Source organism: Streptomyces sp. NPDC107581 (assembly GCF_055657175.1).
The window spans coordinates 363882-380344 of sequence record NZ_JBVKBH010000007.1; the positions used below are offsets into that span (position 1 = coordinate 363882).

At 71.2% G+C, this 16463-nt stretch carries 12 protein-coding genes; 8 read left to right on the forward strand and 4 right to left on the reverse strand.

Annotated elements, in window-relative coordinates:
• The first annotated feature begins 175 nt into the window (after positions 1-175).
• The 7 genes from ACZ7P3_RS20580 to ACZ7P3_RS20610 all read left to right on the forward strand — a co-directional run bounded on the left by ACZ7P3_RS20580 (position 176) and on the right by ACZ7P3_RS20610 (position 8344).
• Positions 176-1114, forward strand: a complete 939-nt coding sequence (locus ACZ7P3_RS20580; RefSeq protein WP_472083586.1) for a M56 family metallopeptidase — start codon at positions 176-178, stop codon at positions 1112-1114.
• Positions 1115-1298: 184 nt separating this feature from the next.
• Positions 1299-2108: a GntR family transcriptional regulator gene (locus ACZ7P3_RS20585; RefSeq protein ID WP_472083588.1), complete on the forward strand. Its 810-nt coding sequence runs from the start codon at positions 1299-1301 to the stop codon at positions 2106-2108.
• Between the two features lie 48 nt (positions 2109-2156).
• On the forward strand, positions 2157-2384 hold the full coding sequence (locus tag ACZ7P3_RS20590; RefSeq protein ID WP_066995505.1) for a 4Fe-4S dicluster domain-containing protein: 228 nt from the start codon (positions 2157-2159) through the stop codon (positions 2382-2384).
• Between the two features lie 36 nt (positions 2385-2420).
• Complete coding sequence (locus ACZ7P3_RS20595) at positions 2421-3764, forward strand: ABC transporter substrate-binding protein (protein ID WP_472083590.1); 1344 nt, start codon at positions 2421-2423, stop codon at positions 3762-3764.
• Positions 3761-4687 carry an ABC transporter permease gene (locus ACZ7P3_RS20600; RefSeq protein WP_472083592.1) on the forward strand — a complete coding sequence of 309 codons (927 nt, stop codon included), beginning with the start codon at positions 3761-3763 and terminating at the stop codon, positions 4685-4687. The genes ACZ7P3_RS20595 and ACZ7P3_RS20600 overlap by 4 nt, the downstream gene beginning before the upstream one ends.
• Entirely contained in the window at positions 4671-5537 is an 867-nt protein-coding gene (locus ACZ7P3_RS20605; RefSeq protein ID WP_472083594.1) for an ABC transporter ATP-binding protein, read from the forward strand. Before ACZ7P3_RS20600 ends, ACZ7P3_RS20605 begins: the two co-directional genes overlap by 17 nt.
• Positions 5538-5548: 11 nt before the next feature.
• Entirely contained in the window at positions 5549-8344 is a 2796-nt protein-coding gene (locus tag ACZ7P3_RS20610; protein WP_472083596.1) for a fumarate reductase/succinate dehydrogenase flavoprotein subunit, read from the forward strand.
• Positions 8345-8428: 84 nt separating this feature from the next.
• Here the strand turns inward: ACZ7P3_RS20610 and recQ are convergent, their stop codons facing one another.
• Positions 8429-10450 (reverse strand): DNA helicase RecQ, encoded by a 2022-nt coding sequence (recQ, locus tag ACZ7P3_RS20615; protein WP_472083598.1) that lies wholly within the window; start codon positions 10448-10450, stop codon positions 8429-8431.
• A 211-nt stretch (positions 10451-10661) separates the two neighbouring features.
• Here recQ and ACZ7P3_RS20620 point away from each other — a divergent pair, with 211 nt between their 5' ends.
• Positions 10662-11264 (forward strand): Uma2 family endonuclease, encoded by a 603-nt coding sequence (locus ACZ7P3_RS20620; protein ID WP_472083600.1) that lies wholly within the window; start codon positions 10662-10664, stop codon positions 11262-11264.
• A gap of 72 nt (positions 11265-11336) precedes the next feature.
• Here ACZ7P3_RS20620 and nuoN read toward each other — a convergent pair whose 3' ends face one another.
• The 3 genes from nuoN to nuoL are packed head-to-tail and all read right to left on the reverse strand — an operon-like array spanning position 11337 to position 16455.
• Complete coding sequence (nuoN, locus tag ACZ7P3_RS20625) at positions 11337-12986, reverse strand: NADH-quinone oxidoreductase subunit NuoN (RefSeq protein WP_472083602.1); 1650 nt, start codon at positions 12984-12986, stop codon at positions 11337-11339.
• On the reverse strand, positions 12983-14554 hold the full coding sequence (locus ACZ7P3_RS20630) for an NADH-quinone oxidoreductase subunit M (RefSeq protein WP_472083604.1): 1572 nt from the start codon (positions 14552-14554) through the stop codon (positions 12983-12985). The genes nuoN and ACZ7P3_RS20630 overlap by 4 nt, the downstream gene beginning before the upstream one ends.
• 5 nt (positions 14555-14559) lie before the next feature.
• Complete coding sequence (gene nuoL / locus ACZ7P3_RS20635; protein WP_472083606.1) at positions 14560-16455, reverse strand: NADH-quinone oxidoreductase subunit L; 1896 nt, start codon at positions 16453-16455, stop codon at positions 14560-14562.
• Between the last annotated feature and the right edge of the window lie 8 nt (positions 16456-16463).

Here is a 16463-nt window from a genome sequence, read left to right on the forward strand (position 1 = left end):
GAAGGCCGTCCGGGCGCAAAGGCAGGCGGGCGGATCGCCGTCGACGCCTGCCTCGTGCCGCCCCGCACCGTCATACTGACGGGGCACGCACCGCACCACGCGGCGCGCCGTCGGCGCATCGCCCCCGCACCACCGACACCTGCATCCGTCTCCGACCAGGAACCGGAGCCCCGGCATGACCGTCTGCCTGCTCCTGCTGAGCGTCGTCGCCCTGACGTCCGCCGTACCGGCGCCGCGCGCACTGACCCGGGCCGCCTGGCCCGAGCGGGAACCCGTGGTCGCGTTGTGGGTGTGGCAGTGCCTGGTCGCCACGGTCCTGCTGTGCTGTCTGACCGCGCTGGTCCTGGGCGCGGCGGCCGTCTTCCACACCGTCCGCGACCATGTGTTCGCCCCCGCACCGCCCGCCGTCACCGCCGCGTACGACCTGTCCGCCGCCCCGGTCTGGGCCGTCGCCCTCACCATGCTGCTGGCCTGCGGGGCGGCCTGGACGACGGCCATGCTCGCCCGGGAACTCGCCGAGGTGCGCCGCCGGCGCGGCCAGACCCGGGCGCATCTGCGCGAACGTGCCCCCGACCTGCCCGCGGGGCTGCCTGCGGCGCGCGGCCCGATGCTGGTGCTCGAGGACGAGTATCCGGACGCCTGGTGGATGCCGGGCCACCCGCCCCAGCTGGTCGTGACGACCGGGGCACTGCACCGCCTCACCGACATTCAGCTGGATGCGGTCCTCACCCATGAGCGCGGTCACGCCCGCGCCCACCACGACTGGCTGCTCCACCTGTCCACCGCGCTCGCCACGGGCTTCCCGCGCGTCCCGCTCTTCGCCCACTTCTGCGACCAGACGCACCGGCTGGTCGAACTGGCCGCCGACGACGCGGCGTCCCGCCGCTGCGGCCACCTCACCACCGCGCTGGCCCTGATCGAGCTGAACCAGCACCGCGGCGTGCTGTCCTGCGCCTCCAGCCGCCGCCTCCTCGGCGAGCGCGTGGACCGGCTCCTGGAACCCCCGCCGCGGCTGCTGCGCCGGCACCGGGCACTGACGACGACGGTGGCCGCGCTGGTGCCGTTGCTGCCGCTCCTGATCACGTTCGCCCCCGGGCTCTCGGCTCTGACCTGACCTCCAGGCCTCCAGGCCTCCAGGCCTCCAGGGCGGTGGTGGGGGGTCGGGGTAGTCGGCCGAGTGGCGGATCTTCCTCGCCTCCACAGCGAAACCCCAGCTCAGCGCCCTGCCCAGGGCCCTTGCAGCTGGCGCAACACTTCAGCAACACCCCATTCCCTACCTGGTCGGTATGGTTCCAGCCATGCCACCCACCGACCGCCCCCGAGACCATGCCGGTCAGGGCGCCGCGACCACCGTCGCTGCCCACCGCACGCGTCGCCGGCTGCGTGCGGACCGGGCCCGGCAGCTCGCCGATCTGCTGCGCCACCAGCTCCTCACCGGCGTCTTCACGAACGGCACCCTCCCCCATGAGTCCACCCTCGCCGCCGACTACCGCGCCTCCCGCAACACCGTCCGCCAAGCCCTGGAACTGCTCCGGGCCGAGGGCCTGGTGGAGCGGCTGCCCGGCGTCGGCACCGTCGTCGTCGCCGAGAAGTACCCGCACGGGCTCGACCACCTGATGGGCCTCGCGGAAACGCTCCACGAGCACGGCCGTGTCACCAACGAGGTCCGCACCATGGGCCCCGCTCCCGCCCCAGCGCCGGTGGCCGAACGCCTCCGCGTCCCGGCCGGCGCCGACGTCCTCTACATCGAACGCCTGCGCCGCCTGAACGGCCTCCCCCTCTCCCTCGACCTCACCTACATCCCGCTCGACATCGGCACCGCCCTGCTCGGCGCCGACCTGGAGAACACCGACGTCTTCCGCCTGCTGGAGGCCATCACCGGCCGGCGCCTCGGCCACGCCGAGATCACCCTGGAGGCGGTGAACGCGGACGCCCACTCCGCCGCCGTCCTCCAGGCCCCGCGCGGCGCCGCCGTGCTGATGCTGGAACGCCTCACACACCTCGCCGACGGCCGCCCCGTGGACCTGGAGTTCATCCGCTTCCGCGGCGACCGCATCACCATGAGCGGCATCCTGCACCGCGCTGCGCAGCTCCCTCCCACCTGCTGAGCAACCCCTCCTTGTGACCCCTGCCTGACCCGTTTCCTGGAGACAGCCATGCCTTTGGCGCCCCAGCGGGCCGACGTGCCCGTGACCATCGACGAGTCGAAGTGCATCGACGGCTGCACGCTGTGCGTGGACATGTGCCCGCTGGACTCCCTCGCCATCGACGAGAGCAGCGGCACGGCGTACATGCACGTCGACGAGTGCTGGTACTGCGGCCCGTGCGCGGCCCGCTGCCCCACCGGAGCCGTCACGGTCAACATGCCCTATCTGCTCCGCTGACCCTTCCGACCTGCTCCGGCGAGAGGCCGAACCACCATGAAACGCATGGCAGTTGCTCTGTCCGCCGCCGCACTCCTCCTGCCCCTGTCCGCCTGCGGCGGCAGCGCGGAGGCGGGCAGCGGCTCGACGGTCACCGTGACCGTCGGCTACCAGTCCAAGACCATCAACACGGTCACCGCGGGGACCCTGCTCCGCTCCCTGGGCTACTTCGAGAAGCAGCTGAACGCCCTCCACGACGGCCACACCTACAAGGTCGACTGGCAGGACTACGCCACCGGCGCCCCGATCACCGCCCAGATGACCGCCGGGAAGATCGACATCGGCTCGATGGGGGACTTCCCGCTGCTGCTGAACGCGGCCCGCGGCAAGCAGCTCGGCCGCCCCACCCACCTGGTGTCGGTCACCGGCTACAACCTGCGCGGCGGACTCAACACCGTGGTCACCGCCCCGGACTCCAAGCTGGCCTCCCTGACGGACCTCAAGGGCAAGAAGGTCTCCACGAGTATCGGCTCCGCCGCCGACGGCACCCTCGTACGGGCCCTGCAGCGCGCCGGCATCGACCCGGACACCGGCATCTCGAAGCTCAACCAGCAGCCCGCCGTGGGGGCCTCGGCCCTCTCCGCCGGGAGCGTGGACGGGCTGTCGCAGTTCGTCGCCTGGCCGGGCCTGCTCGTCTACCAGGGCAAGGCGAAGGCCCTGTACGACGGCGCCCGGCTGAACCTCCCCACGTTCCACGGTGTCACCGCCCGTGAGGACTTCACCCGGAAGCACCCGGCCGTCGTCGAGGCCTTCCTCAAGGCCCAGGCGCAGGCCACGGACTACCTCGACGACCGCCCCGTGGCCGCCGCGGAGAAGGTCGCCGAGGCCACCGGCCTGCCCGCCGAGGTCGTCTACCTCTACAACGGCGCCCACGGCATCGCCACCTTCGACCCGGCCCTCAAACCCCGGCTCGTCTCCGCGCTGAAGCAGGACGTCTCCGTCCTGAAGGCGGCCAAGCTGACCGGCGACATCGACGTGGATTCGTTCGTCGACGACCAGTACGTGAGGAAGGCACTCGGCGCCGCCTACGCCCAGCGGCTCGCCGCCCCACCCGCACCGGCCGCGAGCGAGGTCTGGGCCAAGGGCAGCGCGAAGACCGTCTCCTTCGCGTCCCCGAAGGGGCTGCTGGCCTACGTGGCCGGGCACCGGAACGACATCCGCGCGGCCTACGTCCCCGACTCCACCACCGGCACCCTCTGGTTCGCCGACAAAGCGGTCTGGGTGGCCGACGGCAACCGGCTGCTGCCCTTCGTGGCCCAGGCGACAGCGCAGGCGTACATCGCAGCGCACCACGGCGCCCGCACGGTCTCCTACACCGACGCGCTCGGGCGGTCGTCATGATTCGGCGGCCGCTCGCCCGGTATGCGCTGCGAGTGGCGTCGCTGGCCGCCGCGCTCGGCCTGTGGCAGCTGCTGACCAGCCTGGACATCGACCTGTGGCTGCGCTTCTCGCAGTTCCCGACCGTCACCGACGTGGCTCGGGCCTTCGCCGACCGGCTCTCCGGCCCCGACTACTGGACCGACCTCACCGACAGCCTCACCCGGATCCTCACCGGCTTCGCCCTGGCGGCCGTCCTGGGCGTGGCGACCGGCGTGCTCGTGGCCCGCTCGTACCTCGCCGAGGACCTCCTCGGCCCGGTCCTCGAGGTCATCCGCCCGATCCCGGCCATCGCCCTCGTCCCGGTCGCGATCCTCCTGTTCCCCTCCAACGAGCAGGGCATCGTCTTCATCACCTGCACCGCGGCTTTCTTCCCCGTGCTGGTCTCCACCCGGCACGCGGTCCGCGCGCTCACCCCGGTCTGGGAGGAGGCGGTGCGCACCCTCGGCGGCGGCCGGCTGCGGATCCTCGGCTCGGTGGTCCTGCCGGGCGCGCTGCCCGGCATCTTCGGCGGCCTGTCGGTCGGCATCGGCGTCTCGTGGATCTGTGTGATCTCCGCCGAGATGATCTCCGGCCAGTACGGCGTCGGTTACCGCACCTGGCAGGACTACACGGTCGTGAACTACCCGGGCGTCTTCGTCGGCATGGTCACGATCGGTGCGCTCGGCTGGGTCACCTCCACGGCCGTGGAACTCCTCGGCCGGCGCCTCACCCGCTGGCTGCCCCGCACGTCGTACGTCCCCGGCGGCCGGCCCCGCCCCCCGGTTCCCCGGGCTGCCGCCCCGGTCGCCGTGAAGGCCGACGGCGACCCCGAGGACCAGGCCGAGAGCCAGCACCAGGGCCACGACGACACCGAGCAGGAGGCGCGCGATGAGCACCTCGTCTGAGACGGTCGGAACGGCCGGGACAGCCGGGACAGCCAGGACAGCCGGGACAGCCGGGACAGCCGGGACAGCCGCAGTATCAGCCGTACCGGTACCGGCCGCACCGGCGTCCGCGGGCGTACGCGGCACCCGGCTCGCGCTGCGCGCCGCCGTGCTCGGCCGGCCCGACGCCCCGGTCCTGTACGACGTCGGCCTGGACGTCGCGCCCGGCGAGATCCTCACCGTCGTCGGTCCCTCCGGCTGCGGCAAGTCGACGTTGCTGCGCACGCTCGCCGGGCTGCTGTCCCCGCTGTCCGGAGCGGTGGAGCAGGACGGCCGCGCACTGACCGGGCCGTCCGCCGACCGTGCGCTGGTCTTCCAGGAGGACGCGCTGCTGCCCTGGCGCACCCTGCGCGCGAACGTCGAACTCCCGCTCGCCATCAGTGGCGTACCGCGCGCGGAGCGCCGTGCCCGGGCCGAGTCCTGGCTCGCCCGCGTCGGCCTCAGCCTGCAGGCCGGGCAGTTGCCGCACCGGGTGTCCGGCGGGCAGCGCCAACGTGCCCAGTTGGCGCGCGCGTTGGCCGACAGCCCGCGCGCGGTCCTCTTGGACGAGCCCTTCGCCGCCCTCGACGCGCAGACCCGCTCCGGCATGCAGGACCTGCTGGTGGAGGTGTTGCGGGGCACGGGTGCGACCGTCGTCTTCGTCACCCACGACGTCGACGAGGCGCTCTTCCTCGGTGACCGCGTCGCCCTCCTCGGCGCCGGCCGCGTGGCCGCCGTACGCGAGGTACCGCGCCCGCGTGACCGTGACGCCCTCGACGACCCGGCCCGCGTGGCCCTGCGCCGCGCCGTCCTCTCCTCGCTCGGCACCTGAAAGGCACCCCGGTGACCACCCCCGCGAACGCCCCCGCACGGACCCCCTCGGAGATCCTTTCGGAGATCCCCGCCGTCACCGACGCCGAGGAGCTGACCTGCGACGTCCTCGTCATCGGCGGCGGCACCGCCGGCACCATGGCCGCCCTGACCGCCGCCGAGCGCGGCGCCAACGTCCTGCTCCTGGAGAAGGCCCACGTCCGTCACTCCGGCGCGCTCGCCATGGGCATGGACGGCGTCAACAACGCGGTCGTCCCCGGCCGCGCCGAGCCCGACGACTACGTCGCCGAGATCACCCGCGCCAACGACGGCATCGTCGACCAGTCCACCGTCCGCCAGACCGCCACCCGCGGTTTCGCGATGGTCCAGCGGCTGGAGTCGTACGGGGTCAAGTTCGAGAAGGACGAGCACGGCGACTACGCGGTCCGCCAGGTCCACCGTTCGGGCTCGTACGTGCTTCCCATGCCGGAGGGCAAGGACGTCAAGAAGGTGCTGTACCGGCAGTTGCGGCGGCGGGAGATGCGGGAGCGGATCCGTATCGAGAACCGGGTCATGCCGGTGCGCGTGCTGACCTCGCCCGACGACGGCCGGGCCGTGGGCGCCGTCGGCCTCCACACCCGCACCGGTGCCTTCGTCACCGTCCGCGCGGGCGCGGTGATCCTCGCGACCGGCGCCTGCGGCCGCCTCGGCCTGCCCGCCTCCGGGTACCTCTACGGCACCTACGAGAACCCGACCAACGCCGGCGACGGTTACGCCATGGCCTACCACGCGGGGGCCGAGCTGACCGGTATCGAGTGCTTCCAGATCAACCCGTTGATCAAGGACTACAACGGTCCGGCCTGCGCCTACGTCGCCAATCCCTTCGGCGGCTACCAGGTCAACCGGCACGGCGAGCGGTTCGTCGACTCCGACTACTGGTCGGGGCAGATGATGGCCGAGTTCGCGGCGGAGGTGGACAGCGACCGCGGCCCGGTCTACCTGAAGCTGAGCCATCTTCCTGAGGAGTCGGTCTCGGCCCTGGAGTCGATCCTGCACTCCACCGAACGCCCCACCCGGGGCACCTTCCATGCCGGCCGAGGGCACGACTACCGCACCCACGACATCGAGATGCACATCTCCGAGATCGGCCTGTGCGGCGGCCACTCGGCCTCCGGCGTCCGCGTCGACGACCACGCCCGTACGACCGTCCCCCGCCTGTACGCCGCCGGCGACCTGGCCTGCGTCCCGCACAACTACATGATCGGCGCCTTCGTCTTCGGCGACCTCGCGGGCGCGGACGCCGCCCAGTACACGGCGTACGACGGAGAACTCCCCGCGGACCAGCTGCGCGAGGCGCACGAGCTGATCTACCGCCCGCTGCGCAACCCGGACGGCCCGCCGCAGACCCAGGTCGAGTACAAGCTGCGCCGCTTCGTGAACGACTACGTGGCACCGCCCAAGTCCGGTGCCCGCCTCTCGCTCGCCCTGGAGGCGTTCGAGCGGATGCGCACCGACATCGCCGCGATGGGCGCCCGTACCCCGCACGAGCTGATGCGCTGCGCCGAGGTCACCTTCATCCGCGACTGCGCGGAGATGGCCGCCCGTGCCTCCCTCGCCCGCACCGAGTCCCGCTGGGGGCTCTATCACGACCGCATCGACCACCCCCGGCGCGACGACGCCTCCTGGTTCCATCATCTCGATCTGCACAAGTCCCCCTCTGGTGCGATGGAGTTCACGGCCCGTCCCGTGGCTCCCTATCTGGTTCCGGTCGAGGGCTTCGCCCCGGTCGGCGGCACCTCCCGGCAGCTGGGCGAGGTCCACCCCGAGGATGTCGCGACGGCGGGCCCGCGCGACGTGGCACCGGTCGCCACCGGACCGACGTCCACCCGCGCCGCCGGTTCCACGGGCCCGAGCGGCGCCCGGGACACCGCCTCGCCGCGGCTCCTGGAGCTGCTGGAGCTGGCCGAGGAGGGGCCCGAACTGGCCTCTTTGAAGCCCTACTTGTCCGACCCCGACCCGGCGGTCCGGCGTACGGCCGTCTCGGTCCTCACCGAGACCGTGCCTACCGGCACCGGGCACGCACTGGCCGGGGCCCTCGCGGACCCCGAGGCCGAGGTCCGCGCGGCTGCCGCGGCCTCACTGCGCGAACTGGTCGAGACGCTGCCGTCCGACCCCGCCCTGGGTGCCGCGCTCACCGGTGCGCTCACCGAGGCCGATCCGGTGGTCCGCGCCGCCTCCCTCGACCTGCTGCGCGCCCTGCGGCTGGGCGAGGCCGGCGTGTTCGCCTCCGCGCTGGCCGACCCGGACGTCACCGTCCGCATCGAGGCCGTGCGCGCCCTCGTCTCGGTCGACGCGGCCGAAGTGCTGGCGGGCGCGGCGGACGATCCCTCCCGGGAGGTCCGTGTCGCCGTGGCCAAGGCGCTGGCCGCGGTCGGCCCGGTGCCCCTGGACCCGGCGGCCGGGGATCCGCTCTCCGGCGCCCTGGACCGGCTCACCGAGGATGCCGACCCGCTGGTGCGCGGTGCCGCACTGGCTGCGCTGGGCACGGCCGGCTGCCCGGCTCCGCTGGCCGCCCGTGCCGTCGCCGCTCTGTCCGACCCGGCCTGGCAGGTCAGGTCCGGTGCCGCCACCGCGCTGTCGGTCGCACCGGCCGGCGTGGCCGTCGCCGCCCTCGCCAAGGCGCTGGCCGACCCCAACGCCGATGTGCGCAAGGCGGCGGTCCTCGCCCTGACCCGGCACAACGCCGCCGAGGAGGCCCGCGCGGCCCTGGCCACCGCCACCGCCGACCCGGATGCGGACGTCAGGGCGTACGCGGCGCGAGGGCTGTGAGGATCCCCGTCCTCTCCTCTTCCTCCTCCTTCTGCTCAGGCGCGCGGCCCGAGGAGAAGACCGGCCTCCCCTGCCTGTGGCGTGCTACATCCAGTCGTCCGGCTCCGGCTCGTCCCCCGGCTCGGGCCAGCCGTCCTCCGGGGACTCTCCGGGTGCGGGCGCGGCCTCGTCCGCCGGTGCGTCTCCGGAGGCCGGGCCCGCACCGTCCAGGGAGGCCAGGACACCGAGCACCCCTTCCCCGTACGTCGCCAGTTTCTTCTCGCCGACGCCGCCGACCGTGCCCAGCTCCCGCACCGATCCGGGCCACCGGGTGACGATCTCCCGCAGGGTGGCGTCGTGGAAGATGACGTACGCCGGGACGCCCTGCTCCTTGGCCTGCTCGGCACGCCAGGTGCGCAGGGCCTCGAAGGCGGGGAGCAGCTCGTCGGGCAGTTCGGCGGCTGCGGCCTTGGCCTTGCGGTCGCCGCGGCCGGAGGAGGCACCCGAACCCGACCTGGACGTGGCCGGCTTCTTCGGCTCCTTGCGCAGCGGCACCTCCCGCTCCCGCCGCAGCACCGAACCGCTTGCCTCGGTGAGCACCAGGGTGCCGTACTCGCCCTCGACCGCGAGCAGCCCCTGGGCGAGCAGCTGCCGGACGACGCCCCGCCACTCGCCTTCGGCGAGGTCCTCGCCGATGCCGAAGACGGACAGCTGGTCGTGGTCGAACTGGATCACCTTGGCGGTGCGCTTGCCGAGCAGGATGTCGACGATCTGCACGGCACCGAACTTCTGCCCGCGCTCCCGCTGCAGCCGCACCACCGTCGACAGCACCTTCTGCGCGGCGATGGTGCCGTCCCAGGTCTCCGGCGGGGTGAGGCAGGTGTCGCAATTGCCGCAGGCCTCGGCCGAGGGGTCCTGGCCGAAATAGGCCAGAAGCTGGCCGCGCCGGCACCGGGCGGTCTCGCACAGGGCGAGCATGGCGTCGAGGTGGGCACCGGCCCGGCGGCGGAACGCCTCGTCGCCCTCGCCGGACTGGATCAGCTTGCGCTGCTGTATGACGTCGTTGAGGCCGTAGGCCATCCACGCGGTGGAGGGCTGTCCGTCACGGCCCGCGCGGCCCGTCTCCTGGTAGTAGCCCTCGATCGACTTGGGCAGGTCCAGATGGGCGACGAACCGCACGTCCGGCTTGTCGATGCCCATGCCGAAGGCGATGGTCGCGACCACGACCAGGCCCTCCTCGCGCAGGAACCGGGACTGATGGGCCGCGCGCATGCCCGCGTCCAGGCCCGCGTGGTACGGCACCGCCTCGATGCCGTTGCTGCTCAGGAACTCGGCGGTCCGCTCCACCGAGTTGCGCGAGAGGCAGTAGACGATGCCGGCGTCGCCCGCGTGCTCCTCCCTCAGGAAGGCGAGCAGCTGCTTCTTGGGGTCGGCCTTGGGCACGATCCGGTACTGGATGTTGGGCCGGTCGAAGCTGGCGACGAAGTGGCGGGCCGTCGGCAGGTTCAGGCGCTGGGTGATCTCCTGGTGCGTGGCCTGCGTGGCCGTCGCGGTCAGGGCGACCCGCGGGACGTCCGGCCAGCGCTCGCCGAGCAGGGAGAGGGCCAGGTAGTCGGGGCGGAAGTCGTGGCCCCACTGGGACACACAGTGCGCCTCGTCGATCGCGAAGAGGGAGATCTTGCCCCGGGAGAGCAGGTCGAGCGTGGCCTCCACCCGCAGCCGCTCCGGGGCCAGGTAGAGCAGGTCCAGCTCGCCCGCGAGGAACTCGGCCTCCACCACGCGCCGCTCGTCGAAGTCCTGCGTGGAGTTGATGAAGCCGGCCCGCACGCCCAGGGCCCGCAGGGCGTCCACCTGGTCCTGCATCAGCGCGATCAACGGTGAGATCACTATGCCCGTACCGGGTCTGACCAGGGCCGGGATCTGATAGCACAGCGACTTGCCGCCGCCGGTCGGCATGAGGACGAGGGCATCGCCGCCCGCCACCACATGCTCGATGATCGCTTCCTGCTCGCCGCGGAAGGCGTCATACCCGAAGACCCGGTGCAGCGTGGCCAGCGCCTCGCTCGTGGCCGCGCCCGACCCTTCGGTCATCTGTGCCATCTCGCTGATCCCGCCCGTCGCGCCCATCGCCCTGTCCCCCGCCGGTCCCCCGTGTGTCGTCTCTCGACCGCTGCCTCCACCATAGGGGTCCGGACCGACAACCTCGGAGTTGTCCACAGGCCGCCCGAGGAACCTCACGTCAAAGACGCGACCGTCGATCACACGTTCGCGCGAGACTCTCCCGTTTCCCGCCGATAGTCTGAATGCACCGGCGAGACTCCGTCCCATGGGAGCACTGATGAGCGTCCCACCGAAGGCGTCCGCGTCGAGCTGGCCGATGCCGCCGGAGGGCGGCTGGACCGCCGACGACCTGGACCGCCTCCCGAATCTTCCTCCGCACACGGAGTTGATCGACGGGAGCCTGGTCTTCGTGAGTCCGCAGACCATCTTTCATGAGCGCACCATCGACTTCTTCAAGTGGCAGCTCCAATCGCTGGCGCCTGGGGAGTTCGAGGTGTTCCGCGAGTTCACCATCGACCTGGACCGCCAGAACCGGCCCGAGCCGGATGTCGTCGTCGTGCACGCGGACGTGGTGGAAGACCCGTACCAGACCCGCTTCCCGGCGGAGTCCGTCGTCCTGGCCATCGAGGTCGTCTCCGAGGACTCGGTCTCCCGTGACCGCGAGACCAAGCCGCTGAAGTACGCCCGAGCCAAGATCTCCCACTACTGGCGGGTCGAGAACGAGGACGGCCGGGCCGCAGTGCACGTCTTCGAGCTGGAACCGACAACCGGCACCTACACCAGCACCGGAATTTTCCGTGAGCGCATGAAACTGGACGTGCCGTTCCCGGTGGACCTCGACCTCACGCAGATCAAGGCGCGCCGCGACAGGAGCCAGTGACGTCGGACACGCGCCGCTGCCCGGCACCCTTGCGAACAGGGGTGCCGGGCAGCGGCATGTACGCGGCGAGCGTCAGCGCACGAACACTCCCGCCTGGCTCGCCAGGTTCAGGAAGTACTGCGGTGCCACACCGAGCACCAGTGTCACGGCCACGCCGACGCCGATCGTCGCCATCGTCAGCGGCGAGGGCACGGCCACGGTCGGGCCCTCGGGCTTCGGCTCGCTGAAGAACATCAGCACGATCACACGGATGTAGAAGAAGGCGGCGATCGCGGAGGAGATCACACCGACCACGACCAGCGGGGCCGCACCGCCGTCGGCCGCCGCCTTGAACACGGCGAACTTACCGGCGAAACCGGAGGTCAGCGGGATGCCGGCGAAGGCCAGCAGGAACACCGCGAACACCGCCGCCACCAGCGGGGAACGGCGGCCCAGCCCGGCCCACTTGGACAGGTGCGTCGCCTCGCCGCCCGCGTCGCGCACCAGCGTGACCACCGCGAAGGCGCCGATGGTCACGAACGAGTACCCCGCCAGGTAGAAGAGAACGGACGACACGCCGTCCTTCGAGGTCGCGATGACACCCGCAAGGATGAATCCGGCATGCGCGATGGACGAGTACGCCAGCAGCCGCTTGATGTCGGTCTGTGTGATCGCGACGATCGCACCGCCCAGCATGGTGATGATCGCCACCGCCCACATGACCGGCCGCCAGTCCCAGCGCATCCCGGGCAGAACGACGTACAGCAGGCGCAGCAGCGCGCCGAACGCCGCCACCTTCGTCGCCGCCGCCATGAACCCGGTCACCGGCGTCGGCGCCCCCTGGTACACGTCCGGCGTCCACATGTGGAACGGCACCGCGCCCACCTTGAACAGCAGGCCCATCACGATCAGGGCGCTGCCGAGCAGCAGCAGCGCGTCGTTGCCCATGGTGCCGGCCAGCGCCGGGTCGACATTGGTGACCGTGCCGTCGACGACCTGCGCGATGCGCGCGTACGACACCGAGCCCGCGTAGCCGTACAGCAGCGCGATGCCGAACAGCGTGAACGCCGAGGCGAACGCGCCGAGCAGGAAGTACTTGACCGCGGCCTCCTGCGACAGCAGCCGCTTGCGGCGGGCCAGTGCGCACAGCAGGTAGAGCGGCAGCGAGAAGACCTCCAGGGCCACGAACAGCGTCAGCAGGTCGTTGGCCGAGGGGAACACCAGCATGCCGGCGATCGCGAAGAGCAGCAGCGGGAAGACCTCGGTGGTGGTGAACCCGGCCTTCACGGCCGCCTTCTCACTGTCGCTGCCCGGCACGGACGCGGCCTGCGCGGCGAAGGAGTCGACCCGGTTGCCGTGCGCCGCAGGGTCGAGGCGCCGTTCGGCGAAGGTGAACAGGCCAACCAGACCGGCCAGCAGGATCGTTCCCTGCAGGAACAGGGACGGTCCGTCGACCGCGATCGCGCCCATGGCCGCGATGTGCGCCTTCGTGGTGCCGTAGCCGTCGGCCGCGAGTGCGACCACCGCGGCGAATGCGGCGCACAGGGCTACGACGGACACGAACACCTGGGCGTAGTAGCGGGACTTGCGCGGAACGAACGCCTCGACCAGCACGCCGACCAGCGCCGCGCCGACGACGATCAGAGTCGGCGACAATTGCCCGTATTCGATCTTCGGCGCCGGGATCTTCGAGATCGGGTCGGCCGCGGTTGTCCACAGGCTGTGGACGGCTGTTGCGCTCACTTGGCCGCCTCCACCGAGGGCTTGGGGTCGGTCTTGTGTACGTCGGACATGGTCTGCTTGACCGCCGGGTTGACGATGTCCGTGACGGGCTTCGGGTAGACGCCCAGGAAGATCAGCAGCACGATCAGCGGGGCGACGACGACCAGCTCGCGCGCGCGGAGGTCGGGCATCGCCGACACCTCGGGCTTCACCGGGCCCGTCATCGTCCGCTGGTACAGCACCAGGGTGTAGAGCGCTGCGAGGACGATGCCGAAGGTGGCGATGATGCCGATCGCCGGGTAGCGCGTGAACGTGCCGACCAGGACCAGGAACTCGCTCACGAACGGTGCGAGGCCGGGCAGCGAGAGGGTGGCGAGGCCGCCGATCAGGAAGGTGCCGGCGAGCACCGGGGCGACCTTCTGCACGCCCCCGTAGTCGGCGATGAGCCGGGAGCCGCGCCGGGAGATCAGGAAGCCGGCGACCAGCATCAGCGCGGCCGTGGAGATGCCGTGGTTGACCATGTAGAGCGTGGCGCCGGACTGGCCCTGGCTGGTCATCGCGAAGATGCCCATGATGATGAAGCCGAAGTGCGAGATCGACGCATAGGCCACCAGGCGCTTGATGTCCCGCTGGCCGACGGCGAGCAGCGCGCCGTAGACGATGCTGATCAGGGACAGCACGAGGATGGCCGGCGTCGCCCACTTGCTGGCCTCCGGGAACAGCTGGAGGCAGAAGCGGAGCATCGCGAAGGTGCCCACCTTGTCGACGACCGCGGTGATGAGGACGGCAACCGGGGTGGTGGACTCCTGCATGGCGTTGGGCAGCCAGGTGTGCAGCGGCCACAGCGGAGCCTTCACCGCGAAGGCGAAGAAGAAGCCGAGGAACAGCCAGCGTTCGGTGCTGGTCGCCATGTGCAGCGAGCCGCTCGCGCGGGCCTGCGCGATCTCCTGGAGGCTGAAGTTCCCGGCGACCACGTAGAGGCCGATCACCGCGGCCAGCATGATCAGACCGCCGGCCAGGTTGTAGAGGAGGAACTTCACGGCCGCGTACGACCGTTGCCTGGAGGCCGCCTCCTCGCCGTGCTCATGAGCGTGGTCCCCGAAGCCGCCGATGAGGAAGTACATCGGGATGAGCATGGCTTCGAAGAAGATGTAGAAGAGGAAGACGTCGGTGGCCTCGAAGGAGATGATCACCATCGCCTCGACGGCCAGGATCAGGGCGAAGAAACCCTGGGTCGGCCGCCACCTCTTGCTGCCGGTCTCCAGCGGGTCGGCGTCGTGCCAGCCCGCCAGGACGATGAACGGGATCAGCAGGGCGGTCAGCCCGAGCAGGGCCACCGCGATGCCGTCGACACCCAGCTCGTACCTGACCCCGAAGTCCGCGATCCAGGCGTGGGATTCGGTGAGCTGGTAGCGGGAGCCGTCCGGGTCGAAGCGGACCAGGACCGTGACCGCCAGGGCGAGCGTGGCGAGCGAGACCAGCAGCGCCAGCCACTTGGCGGCGGTGCGCCGCGCGGCCGGTACGGCGGCCGTGGCGACGGCCCCGATGGCCGGGAGCGCCGCCGTCGCTGTCAGCAGGGGAAAGGACATCGGTATCAGACCGCCCTCATCAGCAGGGTCGCGGCGACCAGGAGTGCCGCGCCGCCGAACATCGAGACCGCGTAGGAGCGGGCGAAGCCGTTCTGGATCCGGCGCAGCCGCCCGGACAGGCCGCCGAAGCCGGCCGCCGTGCCGTTGACGACGCCGTCGACCAGGGTGTGGTCGACGTAGACCAGGGAGCGCGTGAGGTGCTCGCCGCCGCGTACCAGGACGACATGGTTGAAGTCGTCCTGGAGCAGGTCGCGCCGGGCGGCCCGGGTGAGCAGCGAACCGCGCGGGGCGACGACCGGTACGGGCTTGCGACCGTACTGCGCCCAGGCGATGCCGACACCGATGAGCAGGCACACCATGGTCCCGCCGGTGACGGCCGCCGCGCTGAGCGGCGAGTGGCCCTCGCTGTGGCCGGTGACCGGCTCCAGCCAGTTCAGGAAGCGGTCGCCGATGCTGAACAGACCGCCGGCGAAGACCGACCCGAACGCGAGCACGATCATCGGGATCGTCATGACCTTGGGCGACTCGTGCGGGTGCGGCTCGTTGCCGTTCTCGTCGGGCTGCCAGCGCTTCTCGCCGAAGAAGGTCATCAGCATCACGCGCGTCATGTAGAAGGCGGTGATGGCCGCGCCCAGCAGGGCGGCGCCGCCGAGGATCCAGCCCTCGGTGCCGCCCTTGGCGAAGGCCGCCTCGATGATCTTGTCCTTGGAGAAGAAGCCGGACAGGCCCGGGAAGCCGATGATCGCGAGGTAGCCGAGGCCGAAGGTGATGAAGGTGACCGGCATGTACGTGCGCAGGCCGCCGTACTTGCGCATGTCGACCTCGTCGTTCATGCCGTGCATGACGGAACCCGCGCCGAGGAACAGCCCGGCCTTGAAGAAGCCGTGGGTCACCAGGTGCATGATCGCGAAGACGTAGCCGATGGGGCCGAGGCCCGCGGCCAGCACCATGTAGCCGATCTGCGACATGGTCGAACCGGCCAGGGCCTTCTTGATGTCGTCCTTCGCGCAACCGACGATCGCACCGAACAGGAGTGTGACCGCGCCGACCACCGTGACCGCCAGCTGCGCGTCGGGGGCGGCGTTGAAGATGGCCCCGGAGCGGACGATCAGGTAGACGCCGGCGGTCACCATCGTCGCGGCGTGGATCAGGGCCGAGACCGGGGTCGGGCCCTCCATGGCGTCCCCGAGCCAGGACTGCAGAGGCACCTGGGCCGACTTGCCGCAGGCCGCGAGCAGGAGCATCAGGCCGATCGCGGTGAGCTTGCCCTCGGAGGCGTCGCCGACGTGGCTGAAGACAGGCCCGAAGGCGAAGGAGCCGAACGTCGTGAACATCAGCATGATCGCGATCGACAGGCCCATGTCGCCGACGCGGTTGACGAGGAAGGCCTTCTTGGCCGCGGTGGCCGCGCTGGGCTTGTGCTGCCAGAAGCCGATCAAGAGGTAGGAGGCGAGACCGACGCCCTCCCAGCCGACGTAGAGCAGGAGGTAGTTGTCGGCGAGGACGAGCAGCAGCATCGCCGCGAGAAACAGGTTCAGATAGCCGAAGAAGCGGCGGCGCCGCTCGTCGTGCTCCATGTACCCGACCGAGTACAGGTGGATCAGCGAGCCGACTCCGGTGATCAGCAGCACGAACGTCATCGACAGCTGGTCGAGGCGGAAGGTGACGTCCGCCTGGAAACTCTCGACCGGGATCCATGTCCACAGGTGCTGGATCAGGGTGCGGTGCTCGGCGTTCTTGCCGAGCAGGTCGGCGAAGAGGATCACGCCGAACACGAAGGAGGCGGTCGACAACAGGGTGCCGATCCAGTGGCCGACGGCGTCCAGCCGCCGGCCGCCGACCAGGAGGACGGCCGCTCCGAGCAGGGGCGCCGCGATGAGCAGCGCGATCAGGTTCTCCACGATTCTTC